The following is an 18,673-nucleotide window of genomic DNA, read 5'->3' on the forward strand; positions in this document are numbered from 1 at the left end:
AATTTATTCTAATATTAGAGCATCAGTTATTACTCTAATATATGATTAATCTATTCCCCCTTAAATAATGGATGTTATAAATATGACTGAATGTATTAGAATTTCTCCATCATTGATGACAATGGACCTTGATCAATTTAAAGAGCAAATAACTTTTCTGAATAACCATGTCGACTCATTTCATATCGATATAATGGATGGTCATTTTGTACCCAATCTAAGTTTATCTCCCTGGTTTATTGAGCAAACCAGAAAATTAACTAATAAAGAAATGTCAGCACATTTAATGGTATCCAATCCCACCTTTTGGGTGCAGCAACTTATTAATATAAAATGTGAGGTCATTTGTATGCCTGCTGAATTAATGAATGGCATAGCATTCCGTCTGATTGACCAAATACATTCAGCTGGGCTCAAGGCGGGTATAGTATTAAATCCCGAGACTCCCGTTAGTGATATTCTGCCATATATCCATATGCTTGATAAAATCACAGTTATGACTGTTGATCCAGGATTTGCAGGTCAGCGATTTCTCGAGTACATGCTCGAAAAAATCAGCGAATTAAAAAAACTCCGTGAAGATCACGATTACCATTATCTGATTGAAATGGATGGTTCAACCAATAAAGAACATTGGAAAGTCATTTATGATGCAAAACCAGATATTTATATCATTGGTCGCAGTGGGCTCTTCAGTTTAACAGATAATATCCATAGTTCTTGGCAACAGATGGTGTCTGAATTTGAAGAAGCAACAGGTGAAAAATTTATTTAAGGTTTACGACTATTAGAATAAGTTACAAAATTTCAGAAAATAATATCAGATTTAGTTATTGATAATTGATAAAGAATAACCATATAAAACTATGATGGCCTTTATACCAAGAACCCTATTATATCTTTAGTTAGAGTTCTTGGTTATTCAATGTTCTATTTATAAAACTATTTTCATGTTTGAATACGATATTCGTGCAATCAATCACTTCCTCTAGAATAAATAAATACCAATACTGAGTTAATACTTCATGTCTCTTGCTCAGGTACGGTACAACACCTTCACCACATGCCAGCCAAATTTGGTTTTAACCAGCAAAGGGGTAAGAATTTCCCCGCTAAAGCAAGCTTTATCAAAAGCTGGAACCATTTGGCCACGGCGAAACTCGCCTAAATCGCCACCACGTTTGCCTGATGGGCAAGTGGAGTACTTTTTGGCAAGGGTCTGAAACTTAGCGCCCTTTTTCAGTTGCTGAATAATATCTTCAGCTTGGCTCTTATGTTTAACCAAAATATGCAGTGCAGCAGCTGTTGAGGCCATCGTGATTCTCGCTTTGTTCTAATTGCCGCGTAGTGTATCCCACCAAGGGAAAAGCTTCGAGTATTGTTGCTGTATCTTTTAACCACACCATTAAGGTAAAGCAAACGCAGATACTATTGTCATCGAACAAATGAGCTTGCCAGGTAGTTAACTTTGAGGGTTAGCAGCGACAATAGGGGCGCTCTTTAACGAAAAACGCCCAATGATTCATCGGGCGTTTTGACTGCTTTTAAAAGGATTACGGCTCTATTAAATAGTTATGCTTGTGGTTCGCTAATCGGATTTTTAACCACAAAGAAGTAGCATAATGCGCCAGCGAAGGTGACACATGAACAAATCACCAACGCAAGGTTGAATGAATGTGTTGTATCAACGACCCAGCCGGTGAGTACCGGGGCAATCGAGGCAAAAATAAAGCTCCCGAAGTTTTGAATACTACTAACCGATGCCACCATTTTCGAAGGCGTCATCACTTGCACTAAGCCCCAGGCAGATGTGCCAGCAAAGTGGATAAAGAACAGCGCTAAGCTAATGAAGGTAACGGCTAATGCGGTTGTTTGCGCTTGCACCACCAACAAAGTGAAAAATGCCGAGATAACCAGCCCTAAGCAAATAAATGACTTACGGGTTTTGATTAATGAATAACCTTTTTGCGCCAGTTTATCCGACAAGAACCCGTTGACCAGCATCCCTATCGAGCCACACAAAAATGGGATCCCTGCAATCATACCGGTGCTTGAAAGGCTCAAGCCACGCGCTGATTGTAAGTAACCGGGTAACCAAGACAGATACAACCAAGCTGTGTAGTTCACACCACTAAAACCAAGGATCATGCCCCAAACACTGCGATATTTGAACAAGCCCAGCCATTCTTTAAAAGCGAGCCCTTTGGCTTTTTCATGAGAGTCGGTTTTATCTTCGCCGTCTAAATACTCTTCTTCACTTTGAGTCAGTGGGTATGTCGCGCGGTTTTTATACCAAACTAACCAGCACACAGAGATAACAATCCCTGCCACACCGATGATGACAAACATGATGCGCCAGCCAAACGCTAACATCAGGGCGACCAAAATTGGCGGAGCAAAAGCCTGACCAATTGTGGTTGATGAGTTAAAGATACCAACCGGGATCCCTCGCTCTTTGGCACTAAACCAATCGTTAATCACTTTAACGCCACATGGCATAAATGGCGCTTCACCAACCCCAAGGCCGATACGGAGCATAATAAAGTGCGAAAAGTTGTTCACAACCCCAGCCATGGCTTGCATCACGGACCAAATAAGTAACCCGCCCCCTAAAATGACACGCGGACCAATTTTATCGAGCAAAAGACCACTGGGAAGCTGAAAGATGCCATAAGACAGTGAAAATGCTGACAGCAATAAACCAAATTGCGTCGCTGAAAGTCCTAAATCACTGCGTATTGCTTCATTAGCAACCGATAACGATCCTCGGTCCAAAAAGTTAATGATCCCGCCTAAAAAGATCAAAGTCAGAAAAACAATCTGCAGCTTTTTTATTCGCGTCGTTTTATGAGGAACCGCCGCCTCAGTCGAATGTCCTATAAATTTATCCATGAACGAATCCTTGATTTTCAAGTTACAACAAATGCATTGGACCAGTGGTCAGTCCACCAGGCCATTATCTAGATAAAAATCAGAATTATGTGTGATGCAAATCACTATTATTCATTTCGATTCATAGGCATCATGAACGCTAACTTGACGAAATAACTGACAAATTTAGAATCGTCTACCGAAGAAAATATTCCGTTTTTGCAAACACTAGGAATAAAACCCGTTATAAAAACTAAAAAGTATTGATAGGCACTAGTCAGACGGCAAAAAAATGAAATTCATACCTATCATCGGCGGGACTTTTAACGTAAATTTTCTTTGGGTTATCTGCATGATAAAAACAAATACAACAATCGTGGTACAACAATGAAGCTCGAAAAAGTTCAAACGCAGCGGATCTATCAAAAGATTTCTGAGTTAATAAAAGAACATATAAGAAACGGCGAATTTAAACCCGGAGAGATGCTGCCTTCAGAGCGAGACTTATCCAAACAGCTGGGGGTGAGTCGTTCATCCGTCAGAGAGGCATTTATTGCGCTGGAAGTCACCCAATGGATTGAAATTCGCCCAGGCAATGGGGTTTATGTTCTCCAGCAAACACCAGAGCAAAACGAGCTCAATCAAAAAGATAAAGATGACTTTAGTATCCGCTCACTGATGCTAGCTCGCAAAAAATTTGAAGGGATGATGGCAGAGCTCGCCGCAGAAAACGCCACAGATGAACAAATTGCACAGCTGCGCCAAATTACCAAAGTGCTGGTCAATAAAAAGCAAAACAATGCAGAATTTTTAGATGAAGACCGAAAATTTCATCTGTTAATCAGCGAAATGTCCGGTAATGAAGTACTCAAAGATATGATGGAATATCTTTGGAACAAGCGCCATAACAGCCGCTTTCAATCGATGGAAGAACATTACGTACGCTGCGACTTTCCACTGTTCTTACAAAAAGAGCATGAAGACATTACTGTCGCCATTTATAACCGAGATCCAAAGCAAGCCAAAGAAGTCATGGAAATTCATTTAGAACATGTTCTGCAGGTATTGCTCGGCAATAGAGAATAATCAGCCCAAGAATGTCTCTAGAGCTGCGTTCTAATTGTTCTAAATTGGGAAAAGACGGTTTAATTGTGCTTAAATTAAACCATCATTTTTACCGCTTAACGATTTAACAGTGGGAATTGCTTCAGCATATTTTGCAAGCGCATCGCATCCCAAGGTAAGTACTCGGTAATGCCAAGCCCAACCACATCAGTAACTGATGCAACATCACAGATCAACTGTTGAACTGCAGCAAACTGCATGGCACCTTGCGTTAAACCGTCAAACTTATCGGCAGGGACATTCGGTTCAGCAAAATACAGTGAGCCAAAATCAGCGGTACTCATCACATCCAAATCAAAATGAATCGCTAATTTTTTTATGCCTTTGGCTTTTATCCATTCAATAACCTGAGCACTACTTTGATTAAGCGTTTCAGGGCCAATGAAATCTAACTGATGCTCTTTAATAAAGTCAGTTTCAAAATCTAAGGTTTTTCCCAATCCAGCATATAACACGTTTTCTGTTGCAATTGGGCGTTCAACGAGAGCGGTAAACTGCTCATCACCAAATCCCATTAAATTCCCCATCACCATTGCATGAGCATGATTGTACTGCTCAGGGGTCAAAATATCGGGATGGGCATCAACCCACAGCACACCTAATTGGCCATCATATTTTTTATTAAGATACGCAAATGGTGCTAAATCAACTAAACAGTCTCCCCCTAAAACGACAATGCTATCAGGTTGATGTTTATCAATTAACTGCTGGGCTTGTTTAGCCTGCTTGATTATTTGCGAGCGGCCTTTCAACCCACCTTCTTCAACTTGAGCACTCCCATCGGGCTTTGGAACATCAACTGTTTCAACCAATCCATTTGTAGGTGGCGCTATATACGAAAGTAGCTGAGAGCCAAAATAATACGCTTCATTATCGCCACCTTGCCACTGAGGGAAATGTAATCGAAGATTTTTTGAATCAGACATAGATACTCCTTAATTGCTCTTGAAAAGAGCCTGCTTTAAGCAGGCTTTATGAACTCATTTAAAATTTAGTTGAGCGTTGCACTCATTTGTCGTTGTTGTAATTTCAATGGCGCTGTTTCATGGAACAGCAGTGATAACCCAGCGATGATGGCAAAAGCATAACCAACGATTTCCATCGTAATATGCAGACCAAACAGGTCAGCCAAGCCACCTGCAATAACCGGCATTAATACACCACCCGCTATTTCGCCAACCCCTGTTGGAATCCCAACCGCGCTCCCAGACTGATGAGCAGGGACACTCTCAGCTGGAATAATCGCAAGGTAGATAGGCGCCAAACCAAAGCCAAAAATACCGGCAAATGCTAATAGCGAAAACATGCCGACTTCAGAAAGAGAAGAGCTAAAAGCAAAGATGAACATCAGCACACAATAAATAGCAGAGCAGAAAAATACAACAGGTTTGCGGCCTAGACGATCGGATAAAGACGGCATAATGATCATTCCAAGAGTTCCACCGAATCCCCAACCTGAAATAATAAAACCAACATCAGACAGCTCTATATGTACCACTTTAGTCAAGTACAAAGCGACGAAAGTTGAAAAAACGTACAATCCACTTTGAAAGCAGCAACTCATAAGGGTTGCAACCCAGACATTGCGCTCTTTAAGTACGCTAAACATACCGGACTTTGTCTGTGGAACAGCACTTTTCGCTACCGGTTTTTCAACTGGTTTATTTTTCATGACTCGATGTAAGCCATATGCCAGCAACATTCCAGGGATACCAACCACAAAAAAGACCGCTTCCCAAGGCATATATTTATTTAACTGAGTGGCGATAATCGGGCCTAAACCGATGCCTAATAATGGGAAAAAAGCCTGATGAACCCCCATCATTAATCCCTTACGATGTGGTTTTACATTCTCAGAAATCGTAGCCACACTGGTGCTAAACACACCGCCTTCACCGATCCCCAGCAATGCTCTAATCGCTAACATTGAGCCAAAGGTTTTCGCCACCCCAGTAACCCAAGTCATTAAAGAGAAAAAGACTGTCGAGAAAATTAACACGCCCTTACGGCCATGGCGGTCTGAATAGCTCCCTAACAACCAAGTTGAGATAGCGTATGTTAATGCCAAAATTGAAGCGATAGCTCCCGCTTGCGTGTTATCAATCCCCAAAATGGGAACAATCACTGGAAATAAATAAACAATCGCAAATCTATCTAGCCCTATAATTCCAAATAGCAAAGCAAGCAATAACACCAGCTTCCACTCATTATCTAAGCTTTTCATAGCAAGTCCATTTCAACAGTTAAATATGAATATAAGGTTATTTAACCGTTCACCTTAGTATTATTCTTGACTAAAACAGACAAATAACTTTACTCATCAGGACATATTGAAAAATTCAAATTTTGTCAAAATCAGTCAATAAAAAAGGCAGTATCAGACAATTTTAAATAAAAAAAATGCGCAAAATGATTTCATCAGTTATAAAAAACCGGAGTTAAACATGCATACTGTTGCTTATCTTTTTCGACGTAAACCAGGGATGAGTCGTGAAACATTTTTTAAATTATATAATGAGCATAAAAAAGTAATGGCAGGGAATGCGCGTGGACTAATTAGTTACACTCAACATCCTATTCGAGAACCACAGAAGATTGGTGATACTTATACAACTACCGAATATGATGACTTTGATGCTTTATCTATCTATACCTATCGCTCTGCTGAAGATTCAGAGTTTAGTAATCAACTAACAGCTATATCAAGTGATAGTGAACGATTTATCGACTTTGAAACAATGATTTCATTGCCCCTCAATAAAGAACCTGTTATTTAATTTTCAATATATAAAAACAGAGAGAACTACACTTAATCGTAGCTTTCATCTGTTTTTATTTTTTATGGTTAAGAATCTGTCTGGGAGTTTGATTAAAAGCTTTTTTAAAGGCTCGACTAAAGTGCGAAAAGTCATTAAAACCATAATAAATAGCAACATCAGAGACTCGGCTAACTTTGCCTTCCCGAAGCATCTTATAGGACTCTTCTAGCCGCTTTTCCCAGAGCCATTTAATCGCGGTTGTGCCTTCAATCGCAAACAGCCGATTGAGCGTTCGTGTCGTCATATTGTTCATCTGCGCTATTGCGGTCGCATTCAGCTCAGAGTTTCCGATGTGCAAAAGCAGCGACTGTTTGACACTATTGAGCCGATTGATTTTGCGTTGGTTTAAATCAATTTGGCCGGCAAATTCAACATCTAAAGCAGTTGATAGAACCTCAAGCAATGCTGAAGATAACCTGACCTCAGATGAGAGTGTCGCTAAATTAGGTAATGCCGCATACTCTTTCATCATGGACTGAGTGAGACTTCCCATGACGCTATTACCTTTGACCGTTCTAGCAACAAATGGCTCAATATCTCCCAAATTGTTATGAATTAACTCTTTAGGGAATTTAATATTTAAAGCCCGGTGATTATTTGAGTAATCTAATAAAAATGGCTTAGATGAATCATATAAAACCATATCCCCAGTATTAATATCTGCGCTTCTACCTTCTTGAGAGATCTGGCCAAAGCCACTAAGCAATAATATAAACTGCAGATCCTGACGCTGATCTTGGCAAATATCGCTCTCTTCTCTATGGTAACGCATCGATACATTCATTTGGTGATCATTGAGTAGGATGTCACCAAATTTTCGTTGCGATAACTTTGCTTTAAACAGGTTATTATCCTGATTTTTTAACTCACAATGAATCCGCACGTAATTATCAGAAATAATACTTTCCCAGAAATTAAACCTTTCTGTTTGGCTTACCATATCTGTACTGTGTGTAATTTCCATAATTAAATCATCTTGATTCAAAACCTCATATTAAAGTTATAAGCAAATTACGCACCAACCCTAGTTTTTAAAAACCATATAAAATCATATAATTAAAAACGCATGATACAAATATTCTTAACCAAAACAGTGCGTGATGCACCATAACTGACCAATTTTAATTCTAAAAACGCAAGCAAATAAAAATCACTGAATAAAACAAACGCGATGTCATCCAAATTTATTAATTACAAATAAATTAGTATTCGCTATTCAATTCAATAAATGACTTGCTTGTCGGTTTCATTCGCTACCGCAAACCACTTAAAGCTGGTATAAGTAAATGTTAATAATTAAAAATTTCGCCTTAAAGGTGGTTTACACAGGAGACAAAAATGCCTGAAAAACTAACCGTTGCCCTGATTGGCCCTGGTGCGATTGGGACAACAGTTGCAGCTGCACTGCATGAAGTTGGCCATACCCCGATTATTTGTGGACGCTCGGCTAAAGACAATTTAGAGCTTAAATTTGAAGGCCAACATATTGTCGTCCCTGGACCTGTCAAAACAGATCCCAATGAAATTACGCAGCCCGTTGACTTAGTTTTTGTCGCGGTAAAAACCACGCAAGTGGATGCCGCAGCCCCGTGGTTAAAAGCACTGTGTAATGAAAACACAGTCGTTTGCGCGTTGCAAAATGGTGTCGAGCAAAAAGAATCGCTCTCGCCACTTAGCTCTGGTGCGAGCGTGTTACCTTCTGTTGTTTGGTTTCCGGCCCAAAAAGAACCTGACGGTTCTGTCTGGCTTCGGCAAAAAGCGCGTCTAACGCTACCGGATACTCCGCATACCCAGATCATCGCCGATGCGCTTAAAGACAGTCTCTGTAGTGTTGACCTATCAACTGATTTTGCCACTATCGCTTGGCGCAAATTACTGCAAAATGCAGTCGCTGGATTAATGGTGCTGACCACTCGACGCGCGGGAATGTTTGCTCGAGATGATATCACTGAGCTGGCGTATGCTTATCTGGACGAATGTTTAAAAGTGGCCCGCGCTGAAGGTGCAAAACTGACCGATGGCGTTCCTGATGAAATTGTTGGCGTATTAAAAGGCTACGCCCCAGATATTGGCACGTCTATCTTAGTCGATCGACTCGCGAACCAACCGCTTGAATGGGATATTCGAAACGGTGTGATTCAGCGCCGAGGTCGCGCCCATCAGATTGCAACGCCTATCAGCGACATTGTTGTACCGCTGCTCGCTGCCGCAAGCGATGGCCCAGGCTAATCAATCTAGAAAAAGACGCATCAAGCGTCTTTTCTTTTATTCATACCAGCTATTTATACCAGCGCTCTAAATAAGCGCTGCTATAATCGGGCGTTGCAATGCCGTCGGTTAAATCAGCCGCTGGTTGCAGTGGCCCAACTTTGGTTTGATACGGCAAATAGCCAGCCCAAACCGCACGGTCCATATCCGCCTTCTCATCGTTGACTTCGCCATTGCTGATTTTGACCGACGCTTCATTGAGCGGCATTTTTAATAGCGTGGTTGCCGCAAGCTCTTGGCGATTACCTGCGCGGGTCTGCATCGAGCGCCCAGGAGCAATCTGCTCAATAAAATGGTTCATCTTTTGGTTTTTTTCTTGCTCATCACTAACCTCTGCAAACTCCCCGAACACGACGGCCGAGCGATAATGAGCACTGTGATGAAACGCGCTGCGCGCCAGCACCCAACCATCAAACAAGCTGAAAGTTAAGCAGGTCGGTTTTCCCTGTTTTAGCTCTCGCAGCAATCGGCTATTACTGGCTCCATGAATATAAACGTGTCTATCACAGCGCCAAGCCAGCATTGGGATAACAATGGGTCCATGCTCTTCGATTATCGCAATATGCGCCAATAGGCTTTCATCGATAATTTCAAAGAGCTTTTGCTCATCGAAGACTGCTCGCTTTGGACTTTTTCGAATTTTGCTACGTTGGGTGGATGACATCATCAGGCTCAAACTCCATTTGTGATTTGGTTTGCATTGCAATATAAATACAAATTGGATGGTATTTGAGTACCAGTTTTAACTTATTTATGGATCCGGTTATGCAGCTTATCGATATTGGCGATTTAACCCTCGCCAACGCTGACAGCTCCACACAAAAGCGGTTGTTTCAAGCCATTCGTGAAAAAATAGTGAGCGGCTTATGGCCGAAGATGGGCAAGTTACCGTCAACTCGAAAGCTTGCCCAGGCATTAACGCTTAGCCGCAATACCGTGATTGCGGTTTATGATCAACTGGTTGCTGAAGGCTATATTCGCTCTCAACCAGGTTCTGGTTTTTATGTCATGGTTGAGCTGCCTGAGCGCTATGTCCCTGCGCCACTTATCTCCCCATCTGTCGCTCATGACATAGACGAGCAGCAACGTAATCGAGCCTTTACCACAGGCATTGCCGATTTGGCAAGTTTCCCACATCGAAAATGGCAAAAGCTCATGCAGCGCCATAGCGCCCGCCCATCGCTATTAGGGATTCAAGATATTCAGGGGCTCGCAACTCTTAGAAGCGCAATTGCTAGCTATTTAGCAACGAGTCGCTCCGTTCATTGTCAGAGCAATCAGATTATTATCACCTCTGGCGCGCAGCAAGCCTTGAGTATCGCTTTGATGGCAACGCTTCGCCAAGGTGAAACACTGTTAATGGAACAACCAGGATACCCACAAATGCGCAAAGCGCTGACTTTGCTCGCGCTTAAAGAACAAGCGCTGCCTGTGCACCCTTTTAGCGGGATTGATGTCAGCCAGGTTGTAAAAAGCGCCGCTCAAGCGCTTTATATTACGCCGAGTAATCAATATCCAATGGGAACCACGCTTGATGTCAATCAACGCTTAACGCTCATCGACTGGGCAAACAAAGCGCAGCGCTGGATTATTGAAGATGACTATGACAGTGAATTTCAATTTGCTCACCGGCCCTATGCAAGCATGCAAGGGCTTGCCAGTGAGATGGGAAAAGCCGAGCGTATTATTTATGTTGGGTCATTTAGCAAAGTGATGTTTAACGGCCTTCGAATCGGATATCTAGTTGTGCCAGCGAGCCTTGTTCAGCGGTGTTTAAGCATCAAAGATGCTCTTACAGGCAGCTCCCCTATCCACACCCAATTAGCGCTGGCAGATTTTATTAGCGAAGGCGATTTAATTCACCATATTCGAAAAATGCGCAGGCTTTATCACATTAAACATCAGCTTATGAGCGAGGCTATCAAACGCCATTTTGCTAATAGCGTACAAATAATCAGCCAGCCGGCTGGGCTTCATATCACGCTGCGTTGGCAACACGGCATTGACGAACAAGAGTTTACCGCTCAAGCGTCAGCGCGAGGCATCCAAATCCGGCCCATGAGTTTTTATGAACCCCAAAGCCCTACTGAACGCTCATGGCAAGCCATCGTATTAGGTTATGGCAATGTTCACACCGATGACATTGCACCGAAAATCAGCCAGTTGGCTGAAATTTTTCATCGCTATTAGCGATAAGTTAGCTCTGGCGCAATCTAAGCTTAAAACCTCCAACAGCCGGCTCTATAAACCGACCTTGGTACGCCGTTATTCTGTGGGCCCTGTCGCATAAATCGTTATGACTGGTGCAACAAGTCACGGCCATATTGACACGGCTCTTAGAATCTAAATTTTCTCTCTATTAAATCAAATCGTTAAAGATCTTCATCTATAGTTATTACTTAGGTCGGTCATCGTTCTAACCCATTCATACGAGATTCGAAGATGCATAAACTTAAGCATATAGCGTTTAGTATGAGAGTGACGGTTTTCTCTTTATTTATTACGTTATCAGTTTTAATTATTGCCGTTGCTCTGGGGTTACAATATTACTTTGCTCAGTCAATGGCACATGATGCGGCTAAAACACAATTTACCCATGTTTCTGAAGCAGTCAGCAAAGAGATCTACACCATTGATAACCGCGCGACAGCGGTGCTGATGCTGTTATCGCAATACCTAGAAACCGAAAAATCAACAGACTCACAAGCAAAACGCAATTTAGTAAAGATGATGATGCAAGCCATGCGTCAGGTCCCATTTTTGTACGCAATGTATATGGGCTATCCTAACGGAGAGTTTTATGAACTGGTCAATTTAGACAGCAGTGACATAGCCAGGCACCAGCTTGACGCTAATGATGATGACCGATGGGTTATTATTCATATACATGCCACAGCTAAAGGACGAATAAGGGAGCGCTTCTACTACGATAGTGACTTCAAACTAAACCACCAGAAAAGCGATGACAGCCATTATTATGCAAATGTTCGTCCGTGGTATACCAATGCTCTAGCCAAAGATATTGTCATAAAAACAGCCCCCTACCTATTTAATAATACCCAATCACCAGGGGTAACCTACGCCAAGCGAATTCCTGGCACTCAAAATGTCATCGCAGCTGATATCTCATTAAATACGCTGGGTCATTATTTACAAAATAATCGGGTGGATAATCACGCTGAAACTATTCTCTTTAATCGAGATGGAAATACCATTACTAGCTCACTTAAATTAGCAGAACAAGCGGCCTTTATAAAAGTTAAACCCATTCCTCTTTCTGATGAGGAAAAAAACTATATTCATAGCCTTGGTAAATTAATTGTATCCAGTGAGCTAAATTGGCCACCATTTGATTTTTCAAGTAATGGGACCCCTCAAGGGTATTCAGTTGATATGGTTAAGTTACTTGCTAAAAAAGTTGGCCTAAAAATCATCTTTTCCAATGGCTATAACTGGAGCCAACTCACCTCTTTATTTAAAGAACAAAATATTGATATCTTACATTCAATCATCAATACGCCAGATAGAAAAAGTTGGGGACTTTACACAAAGCCATATATAAAGCTCACAACAGCTATTGCTGTTCTAACTCATGAGAAAAACATTACCTCGTTGAAGGAGCTTAATGGCAAAACAGTCGCCATTCCCAAAGGATGGGCGCTAGTTGAGCTGGTTAAAAAAAACTATCCTAAAATTAATATCCTTGAAGTTAAAGATAGCATGGATGAATTATTAGCACTGCAAGACAAACATGCCGATGCAGCCATTGATACAACGCAAGTTTTACGCTATTTAACTGATATTCATGAAATTAATGATGTAAATATCTATGAGTTACCTAATGAGCATATTTTAAACACCAATCAAAATTTATCTATTTTAGTGCATCAGAATCAACAACAACTCCGTCGTATATTAGATAAAGCTATTGCAGCCATCACTACTCAAGAAAGAGCCTACCTTAAAGCTAAATGGCTCGATGAATCATCAACCTCAAAAATAAAACGGGCCCTTTGGGCTGGAGTTGTTCCTCATACAATTTTTACGAAACTTACCAAACAGTTAAGTGCTACATCGCCGAATGTTATTACTGAAGGCATTTCAATTGATAATAAGGATTACACAATTTATGTTCATCAGATGAAAGCCAATTTAGGAGAGCAAAATTACATTGGGATTATGATCCCAACTGCAGATATTCAACGCCCTTATATGGTCAAAGTATATGTCTCATTATTATTAACTTTGTCACTGCTCATTTTAATGAGTCCAATTTTAATTTACTTCTCTAGAATGATTGTGCAGCCAGTCAAACAATTATCTATTCAAAATAGTCATATTAAGCATCGCGAGTTTAATGCTTTAAAACGGGTAAAAAGCCACATTACCGAAATTAATGAACTATCCAATTCACTTCATAACATGACGATATCCATCGCCAAACACCAAGAGCAACAACAAAAGTTACTTGATTCATTTATCCAACTGATTGCCCAAGCTATCGATGATAAATCGCCTTATACAGGCAAGCACTGCGCTCGTGTACCCGATCTTGCAATCATGCTTGCACAAGCCGCCAACCATAGCGATTTACCAGGCTTTAAAGATTTCGACTTTGACGATAAAAGTAAACAATATGAATTTAAAATTTCAGCTTGGTTACACGATTGCGGCAAGATCACCACACCTGAACACATCATTGATAAAGGAACAAAATTAGAAACAATTTATAACCGTATCCATGAAATTAGAACGCGCTTTGAAGTGCTCTGGCGCGATGCCCAAATCGATTATTGGAAAGGACGAGCTAAAGGCAAAAGTGAAATATTATTAGACACATTACTTGAAGAAAAACAGGCGCAGATTCAAGATGATTTCGCCTTCATCGCTCAGTGTAATGTAGGCAGCGAACATATGGACGAAGCCAAAATAGCCCGCATTCACCAGATTGCCTCCATCACTTGGACTCGATACTTTGATGACCGTTTGGGGCTCTCCCCTCTTGAAGCCAAAGAGGCGGCTAAATACCCTAGTGCTGACCTTCCCGCAACAGAATACCTACTGGCGAATAAGCCACAGCATAAATTTAAATGGCTGCATAACCCAAAATACAAAATGAGTGATGAAATCAAAATGTCGATTCCAACTCTCAGCGCTAATATTGGGGAAATTTACAACCTCTCGATTATTCGCGGCACACTGACCACTGAAGACCGATTTCGTATCAACGAACATATTATTGCCACGATTAGTATGCTTGAGTCTTTACCTCTGCCTAAAGAACTTGCCAGAGTGCCAGATATTGCGGGAGGACATCACGAGACACTCATTGGCACAGGCTATCCAAGAGCGCTGAGTGCAGAAGATCTGCCAATAGAGGCAAGAATTCTAGCGGTTGCGGATGTATTTGAAGCCCTAACCGCTGCAGATAGGCCCTATAAAAAAGCGAAAACACTCAGTGAGGCACTCGACATTCTCGCCCAGATGGTTAACGAGCAGCAACTGGATCCTGATGTATTCAAGTTGCTGCTACAAAGTGGCGTTTATAAAAAATACGCCGATAAGTTTTTAGACCCTGCACAATATGACGAATGCGATATCAATAAATATCTATAATTATTGGATTTTTTAATGCAGCGCGCGCAATGGTTCGAATTGCGTCGGAGGGTTAATGCAACCGTTATTTTTATTTGCCGCTTTTCATTTCCAAAGGTTCGCTCCAAAAACGTTTAAACTCTCGATTAAATTGCGAAGCGCTTTCATAGCCCACTGTTAATGCCTCACCATGATGTCATATCATCGCGAATCATCAATAAGCGCTGAGCTTGATTAATTTTCAGTGTGCTTAGATTTTAAGCGGTTTTATTACCAATAATGACAAGCCCTGACTTGCTCTGGTCAGTGCTTTTTATCAACAGAGCCGTATCGACACGGTATTCACATCTTTAAGGTGTTTGTGACCCAACTGATATCCCCTTTTTCGTCTCGATTAACTTTTTATACTCATAGTCCCTAACTAAATGAGACACATCTATGAGTATTTATCTGGTAAAAATGGAACATCCTGATGGTCCTGAGTGGGCAGAACATGTCGTTGAGCATGTTGAATATTTACAAACATTAATTGCCCAGAAAACATTAATCGCCTCGGGGCCATTAACGACAGGAAGCCTTCGCGCAGGTTTTCTGATTTTTCATGCGCAAAGTGAACAAGACGTTCGCCAATTAGTCGATAACGACCCATTTGCAAGAGAAGGGCTGATAGCCACGCTTTGAATTGAACAATGGGATCCACTATTTGGCAAATTGTCTGAGTTATCTAGCCAGAAAATCCCAGAGATCCTTACCCTGCTATCTCACTAATAATTTAATCAAATCAATTAGATACCCAGCCAGATGCGAAAAAGGTCACATAGCCTATTTCTTGACTATGCGGCCCTTTTGCCAGGATAACCTTAAGCCTTATGCTTATGGCGAGAATACCAGCGCTCTTCCATCGCGCGGAAGATAATAAAGAATGCCGGTACAACAAATACACTCAAAATAGTTGAAACCGTCATGCCGCTCACCACTGAAATCCCTATTGATTTACTCGCATTAGCACCCGCGCCATGGGCGAGCACCAATGGGATCATTCCCAAAATAAAGGCCAAAGATGTCATCAAAATAGGTCGAAGCCGCAATTGCCCAGCTTTTAATGCGGCCTCTTTTAGAGATAGTTGCGCCTCAAGGCGTAAGTCTCTGGCGAACTCGACGATTAAAATTGCGTTCTTAGCTGCCAGAGCCACCAATAAAATAAGGCCAATCTGGGTGTAGAGGGTATTAGCAATACCGATAGCCAGCAGCAAACCTGTTGTTCCTAACAAAGCCAGAGGTACGGATAAAACAACAGCAAGCGGAGTAAACCAGCTCTCATATTGAGCCGCCAAAACAAAATAGACAAGAATGAGAGCCAGAGCGAATGCGTAATAGATTTGGTTTCCGGCAATTTTCTGCTGATAAGACATATCAGTCCAATCATGGCCAATCCCCTGAGGGAGATATTCTTTGGCCACCTTACTCATCAAAGCCATAGTTTGCCCAGAGCTTAATTTGCTTTGAGTCCGCCCTATAATCGTGGCACTTGGGTAGAGGTTATAGAGAGTAATCAACGATGGACCAATCTCGGGTTTTAATGAAACCAGCGCCCCAAGAGGCACCATCTTACCATTGGCACTTTTTACTTTTAATTGATTGATTTGTGAGCTTAATAACCGTGCGTCCGATTTAGCCTGAACATATACCGGAAAGGTATGACCAAAACGGGTAAAGTTATTCACAAAAGAAGAGCCTAAATAACCATTTAGCACACTAAAAATATCGTCAAGATTAACGCCTAAAGTGGCTGCTTTGCGCCGATCTACAGATAAATCATATTGTGGCGATGAAAAGTTAGACGTCATTCGCACACCAGCTAATCCAGCTTTATTAGCCTCATCGGCAACCTGTTGAGCGGCCTTACTTAGACGCTGAAAATCAAAACTGCCATCACGCAATTCAACCTGCATGGTAAATCCGCCAGTATTACCAATACCAGTGATTGAAGGCGGTGGAATAACCAGAGCAGTACCATCATTAAGATAGCTAAGCTGTTTACGAAGGGCCAAATACGTTGGCAGCAGCGACTCTGCTTTGCCCCGCTCGTCCCAGGGTTTAAGCACAACATAAGCAAAACCTGAACTAGACTCTGGTGAGTTGCCGCCAATTAATGAAACCCCAGCAACAGTTACAACACTATCAACACCGGGAACTTTATGTACCAGTTTATCGACCTGTTGCAAGGTTTTATCGGTGCGAGCTAAAGATGCACCATCAGGCAGTGAAACTGCCACCGCCATATAGCCTTGATCTTCAAGTGGTAAAAACCCCGAAGGAATACGGCTCAAGCCCCAAATCGCAAGTGCAACCAAGATTAACCCAGCACAAGAAACAGTGATTGGACGTTTAAGCAAACACGCCAACAACTTGGTATAACCTCGCTCAAGCTTGGCAAAACCTTTTTCAAACCAACGAAAGACCCACAGGCGCTGTTCAGCAGGTTTTGGCGCTCGCATCCATAATGCCGACTGGGCCGGTTTTAAGGTCACAGCATTAATCGCACTAATTAAGGCAGTAGAGGCAATCACTAACGCAAACTGCGCATATAAACGACCAGTTAAACCGGGTAAAAAGGCAGATGGCAGAAAGACCGACAACAATACCAGCGTAATGCCCACAATTGGCCCTGATAACTCGCGCATAGCGGCAATTGCAGCCTCACGCCCCGACAAACCTTGTTCTAAATGTCTGGCCGTTCCCTCAACAATGACAATCGCATCGTCAATGACAATCCCGATCACCAATACCAACGCAAATAGCGTCGACATATTCAGTGAAAATCCCAAGATAGCCATTGCCGCGAAGGCACCAAAAATAGTCACGGGCACAGTGGTTGCGGGGACTAAAGTTGCTCGCCAATCTTGCAAGAACAATAAAATGACCGCAAAAACAATCAAACAAGCTTCGATCAGAGTTTTATAAACTTCATGAACGGCAGCATCCACAAAGGTCGTTGTATTAAACGGAACGCTATAGTGGATGCCTTCTGGCATATCCGCTGAGAGCTGTTTCATTTTTTGATTAACGGCTTTAACCACATCAAGCGCATTGGCTTGAGGCAGCTGTGAAATTGCTAAAGCAGCAGTTTGTTTACCGTTGAGACGAAACACCTGCCCATAGTTATTTGAACCGAGCTCGACTCGGCCAAGGTCTTTAACCAGAACCAGCCGGCCACCATTATCACTACTAGCTTTGACAATGATATTGCCGTAATCAGGGGCCTTATCTAACGAGCCGTCTACATTGACAGTATATTGAAAACCGTTTTCGCTCATTTGCGGAGGCATACCTAGTGCGCCAGATGCAACATTTTGACTCTGAGCACGAATCGCTTTAATCACGTCACTAGGCGTTAATCCCGCAGCGTTTAACTTATCCGGGTCAAGCCAAACACGCATGGCGTATGTCCCAGAACCATAAATGTTGACGTCTCCCACACCGGGTACCCGAGATAGCTCATCTTGTAGATGAATACGGGCATAATTGGCCAAATACAAGCTATCATATTGCGGCTTAGATGAAGAAAGCGTAATAAATTCAAGTATCGAGGTTGAACGTTTACGAACGCTCACCCCTTGATTTTGTACCGCATCAGGTAATTTAGCGTTGATATCAGAAAGTCGATTCTGGATTAAAATGGCATCTTGGTCCGGATCTGAACCAATTTTAAAGGTGACTGTTAATTTATATTGACCATCACTACTGCTGGTCGAGCGCATGTAGAGCATGCCAGGCACACCATTGACCTGTTGTTCAATGGGCAGGCCAACAGTTTCCATCACCGTTTTAGCGCTGGCACCAGGGAACATCGCACTTACCTGCACTGTAGGGGGCACGACATCTGGGTACTGCGAAACAGGCAACTGAATAAATGCAACGCATCCCAATAAAACCGTGACCAATGCGATTACGTTGGCAAAAACGGGACGTTCAATAAAATATTTAGAAAACAT

General features: G+C 42.0%; 14 protein-coding genes. 7 read left to right on the forward strand and 7 right to left on the reverse strand.

Annotation, left to right across the window (positions count from 1 at the left end):
• Nucleotides 1-82: 82 nt before the first annotated feature.
• Nucleotides 83-775, forward strand: coding sequence for a D-allulose 6-phosphate 3-epimerase (gene alsE, locus ABTQ23_RS04095; RefSeq protein ID WP_408614362.1), 693 nt, complete (start codon nt 83-85; stop codon nt 773-775).
• A gap of 261 nt (nt 776-1,036) precedes the next feature.
• Here the strand turns inward: alsE and ppiC are convergent, their stop codons facing one another.
• On the reverse strand, nt 1,037-1,315 hold the full coding sequence (ppiC, locus tag ABTQ23_RS04100; protein ID WP_408614363.1) for a peptidylprolyl isomerase PpiC: 279 nt from the start codon (nt 1,313-1,315) through the stop codon (nt 1,037-1,039).
• A gap of 257 nt (nt 1,316-1,572) precedes the next feature.
• Nucleotides 1,573-2,892, reverse strand: coding sequence for an MFS transporter (locus tag ABTQ23_RS04105; protein WP_408614364.1), 1,320 nt, complete (start codon nt 2,890-2,892; stop codon nt 1,573-1,575).
• 366 nt (nt 2,893-3,258) lie between these two features.
• Between ABTQ23_RS04105 and ABTQ23_RS04110 the strand changes: the two genes are divergently transcribed.
• Nucleotides 3,259-3,957: a FadR/GntR family transcriptional regulator gene (locus ABTQ23_RS04110; RefSeq protein WP_408614365.1), complete on the forward strand. Its 699-nt coding sequence runs from the start codon at nt 3,259-3,261 to the stop codon at nt 3,955-3,957.
• A 95-nt stretch (nt 3,958-4,052) separates the two neighbouring features.
• Here the strand turns inward: ABTQ23_RS04110 and ABTQ23_RS04115 are convergent, their stop codons facing one another.
• Both ABTQ23_RS04115 and ABTQ23_RS04120 read right to left on the reverse strand, forming a co-directional pair.
• Nucleotides 4,053-4,922 (reverse strand): arginase family protein, encoded by an 870-nt coding sequence (locus ABTQ23_RS04115; protein ID WP_408614366.1) that lies wholly within the window; start codon nt 4,920-4,922, stop codon nt 4,053-4,055.
• 65 nt (nt 4,923-4,987) lie between these two features.
• Nucleotides 4,988-6,220 carry an MFS transporter gene (locus tag ABTQ23_RS04120; RefSeq protein ID WP_408614367.1) on the reverse strand — a complete coding sequence of 411 codons (1,233 nt, stop codon included), beginning with the start codon at nt 6,218-6,220 and terminating at the stop codon, nt 4,988-4,990.
• Between the two features lie 220 nt (nt 6,221-6,440).
• Here ABTQ23_RS04120 and ABTQ23_RS04125 point away from each other — a divergent pair, with 220 nt between their 5' ends.
• Nucleotides 6,441-6,773, forward strand: coding sequence for an EthD domain-containing protein (locus tag ABTQ23_RS04125; protein ID WP_408614368.1), 333 nt, complete (start codon nt 6,441-6,443; stop codon nt 6,771-6,773).
• A gap of 55 nt (nt 6,774-6,828) precedes the next feature.
• Here ABTQ23_RS04125 and ABTQ23_RS04130 read toward each other — a convergent pair whose 3' ends face one another.
• Nucleotides 6,829-7,779 carry a helix-turn-helix domain-containing protein gene (locus ABTQ23_RS04130; protein ID WP_408614369.1) on the reverse strand — a complete coding sequence of 317 codons (951 nt, stop codon included), beginning with the start codon at nt 7,777-7,779 and terminating at the stop codon, nt 6,829-6,831.
• 374 nt (nt 7,780-8,153) lie between these two features.
• Between ABTQ23_RS04130 and ABTQ23_RS04135 the strand changes: the two genes are divergently transcribed.
• Complete coding sequence (locus tag ABTQ23_RS04135; RefSeq protein ID WP_408614370.1) at nt 8,154-9,044, forward strand: oxidoreductase; 891 nt, start codon at nt 8,154-8,156, stop codon at nt 9,042-9,044.
• A gap of 49 nt (nt 9,045-9,093) precedes the next feature.
• Here the strand turns inward: ABTQ23_RS04135 and ABTQ23_RS04140 are convergent, their stop codons facing one another.
• A complete protein-coding gene (locus ABTQ23_RS04140) occupies nt 9,094-9,750 on the reverse strand; it encodes a pyridoxamine 5'-phosphate oxidase family protein (RefSeq protein ID WP_408614371.1) in 657 nt (218 codons plus the stop codon).
• A gap of 98 nt (nt 9,751-9,848) precedes the next feature.
• Between ABTQ23_RS04140 and pdxR the strand changes: the two genes are divergently transcribed.
• From pdxR to ABTQ23_RS04155, 3 genes are all read left to right on the forward strand, one after another.
• Nucleotides 9,849-11,273: a MocR-like pyridoxine biosynthesis transcription factor PdxR gene (gene pdxR / locus ABTQ23_RS04145; RefSeq protein WP_408614372.1), complete on the forward strand. Its 1,425-nt coding sequence runs from the start codon at nt 9,849-9,851 to the stop codon at nt 11,271-11,273.
• Nucleotides 11,274-11,525: 252 nt separating this feature from the next.
• The gene (locus ABTQ23_RS04150) at nt 11,526-14,699 is read left to right on the forward strand and encodes an HD domain-containing phosphohydrolase (protein WP_408614373.1); all 3,174 of its coding nucleotides are present in this window, start codon (nt 11,526-11,528) and stop codon (nt 14,697-14,699) included.
• 417 nt (nt 14,700-15,116) lie between these two features.
• The gene (locus tag ABTQ23_RS04155) at nt 15,117-15,359 is read left to right on the forward strand and encodes a YciI family protein (RefSeq protein WP_408614374.1); all 243 of its coding nucleotides are present in this window, start codon (nt 15,117-15,119) and stop codon (nt 15,357-15,359) included.
• A gap of 179 nt (nt 15,360-15,538) precedes the next feature.
• On the opposite strand, the gene ABTQ23_RS04160 is transcribed toward ABTQ23_RS04155, so the two are convergent.
• Nucleotides 15,539-18,673, reverse strand: a complete 3,135-nt coding sequence (locus tag ABTQ23_RS04160) for an efflux RND transporter permease subunit (RefSeq protein ID WP_408614375.1) — start codon at nt 18,671-18,673, stop codon at nt 15,539-15,541.

The organism is Celerinatantimonas sediminis (assembly GCF_046054195.1).
Classification (GTDB): Bacteria; Pseudomonadota; Gammaproteobacteria; order Enterobacterales; family Celerinatantimonadaceae; genus Celerinatantimonas.

Coding starts and splice junctions, on each gene's coding strand:
- alsE (WP_408614362.1), top strand. CDS start 83: ATGACTGAATGTATTAGAATTTCTCCATCATTGATGACAATGGACCTT.
- ppiC (WP_408614363.1), bottom strand. CDS start 1,315: ATGGCCTCAACAGCTGCTGCACTGCATATTTTGGTTAAACATAAGAGC.
- ABTQ23_RS04105 (WP_408614364.1), bottom strand. CDS start 2,892: ATGGATAAATTTATAGGACATTCGACTGAGGCGGCGGTTCCTCATAAA.
- ABTQ23_RS04110 (WP_408614365.1), top strand. CDS start 3,259: ATGAAGCTCGAAAAAGTTCAAACGCAGCGGATCTATCAAAAGATTTCT.
- ABTQ23_RS04115 (WP_408614366.1), bottom strand. CDS start 4,922: ATGTCTGATTCAAAAAATCTTCGATTACATTTCCCTCAGTGGCAAGGT.
- ABTQ23_RS04120 (WP_408614367.1), bottom strand. CDS start 6,220: ATGAAAAGCTTAGATAATGAGTGGAAGCTGGTGTTATTGCTTGCTTTG.
- ABTQ23_RS04125 (WP_408614368.1), top strand. CDS start 6,441: ATGCATACTGTTGCTTATCTTTTTCGACGTAAACCAGGGATGAGTCGT.
- ABTQ23_RS04130 (WP_408614369.1), bottom strand. CDS start 7,779: ATGGAAATTACACACAGTACAGATATGGTAAGCCAAACAGAAAGGTTT.
- ABTQ23_RS04135 (WP_408614370.1), top strand. CDS start 8,154: ATGCCTGAAAAACTAACCGTTGCCCTGATTGGCCCTGGTGCGATTGGG.
- ABTQ23_RS04140 (WP_408614371.1), bottom strand. CDS start 9,750: ATGATGTCATCCACCCAACGTAGCAAAATTCGAAAAAGTCCAAAGCGA.
- pdxR (WP_408614372.1), top strand. CDS start 9,849: ATGCAGCTTATCGATATTGGCGATTTAACCCTCGCCAACGCTGACAGC.
- ABTQ23_RS04150 (WP_408614373.1), top strand. CDS start 11,526: ATGCATAAACTTAAGCATATAGCGTTTAGTATGAGAGTGACGGTTTTC.
- ABTQ23_RS04155 (WP_408614374.1), top strand. CDS start 15,117: ATGAGTATTTATCTGGTAAAAATGGAACATCCTGATGGTCCTGAGTGG.
- ABTQ23_RS04160 (WP_408614375.1), bottom strand. CDS start 18,673: ATGTTTTCTAAATATTTTATTGAACGTCCCGTTTTTGCCAACGTAATC.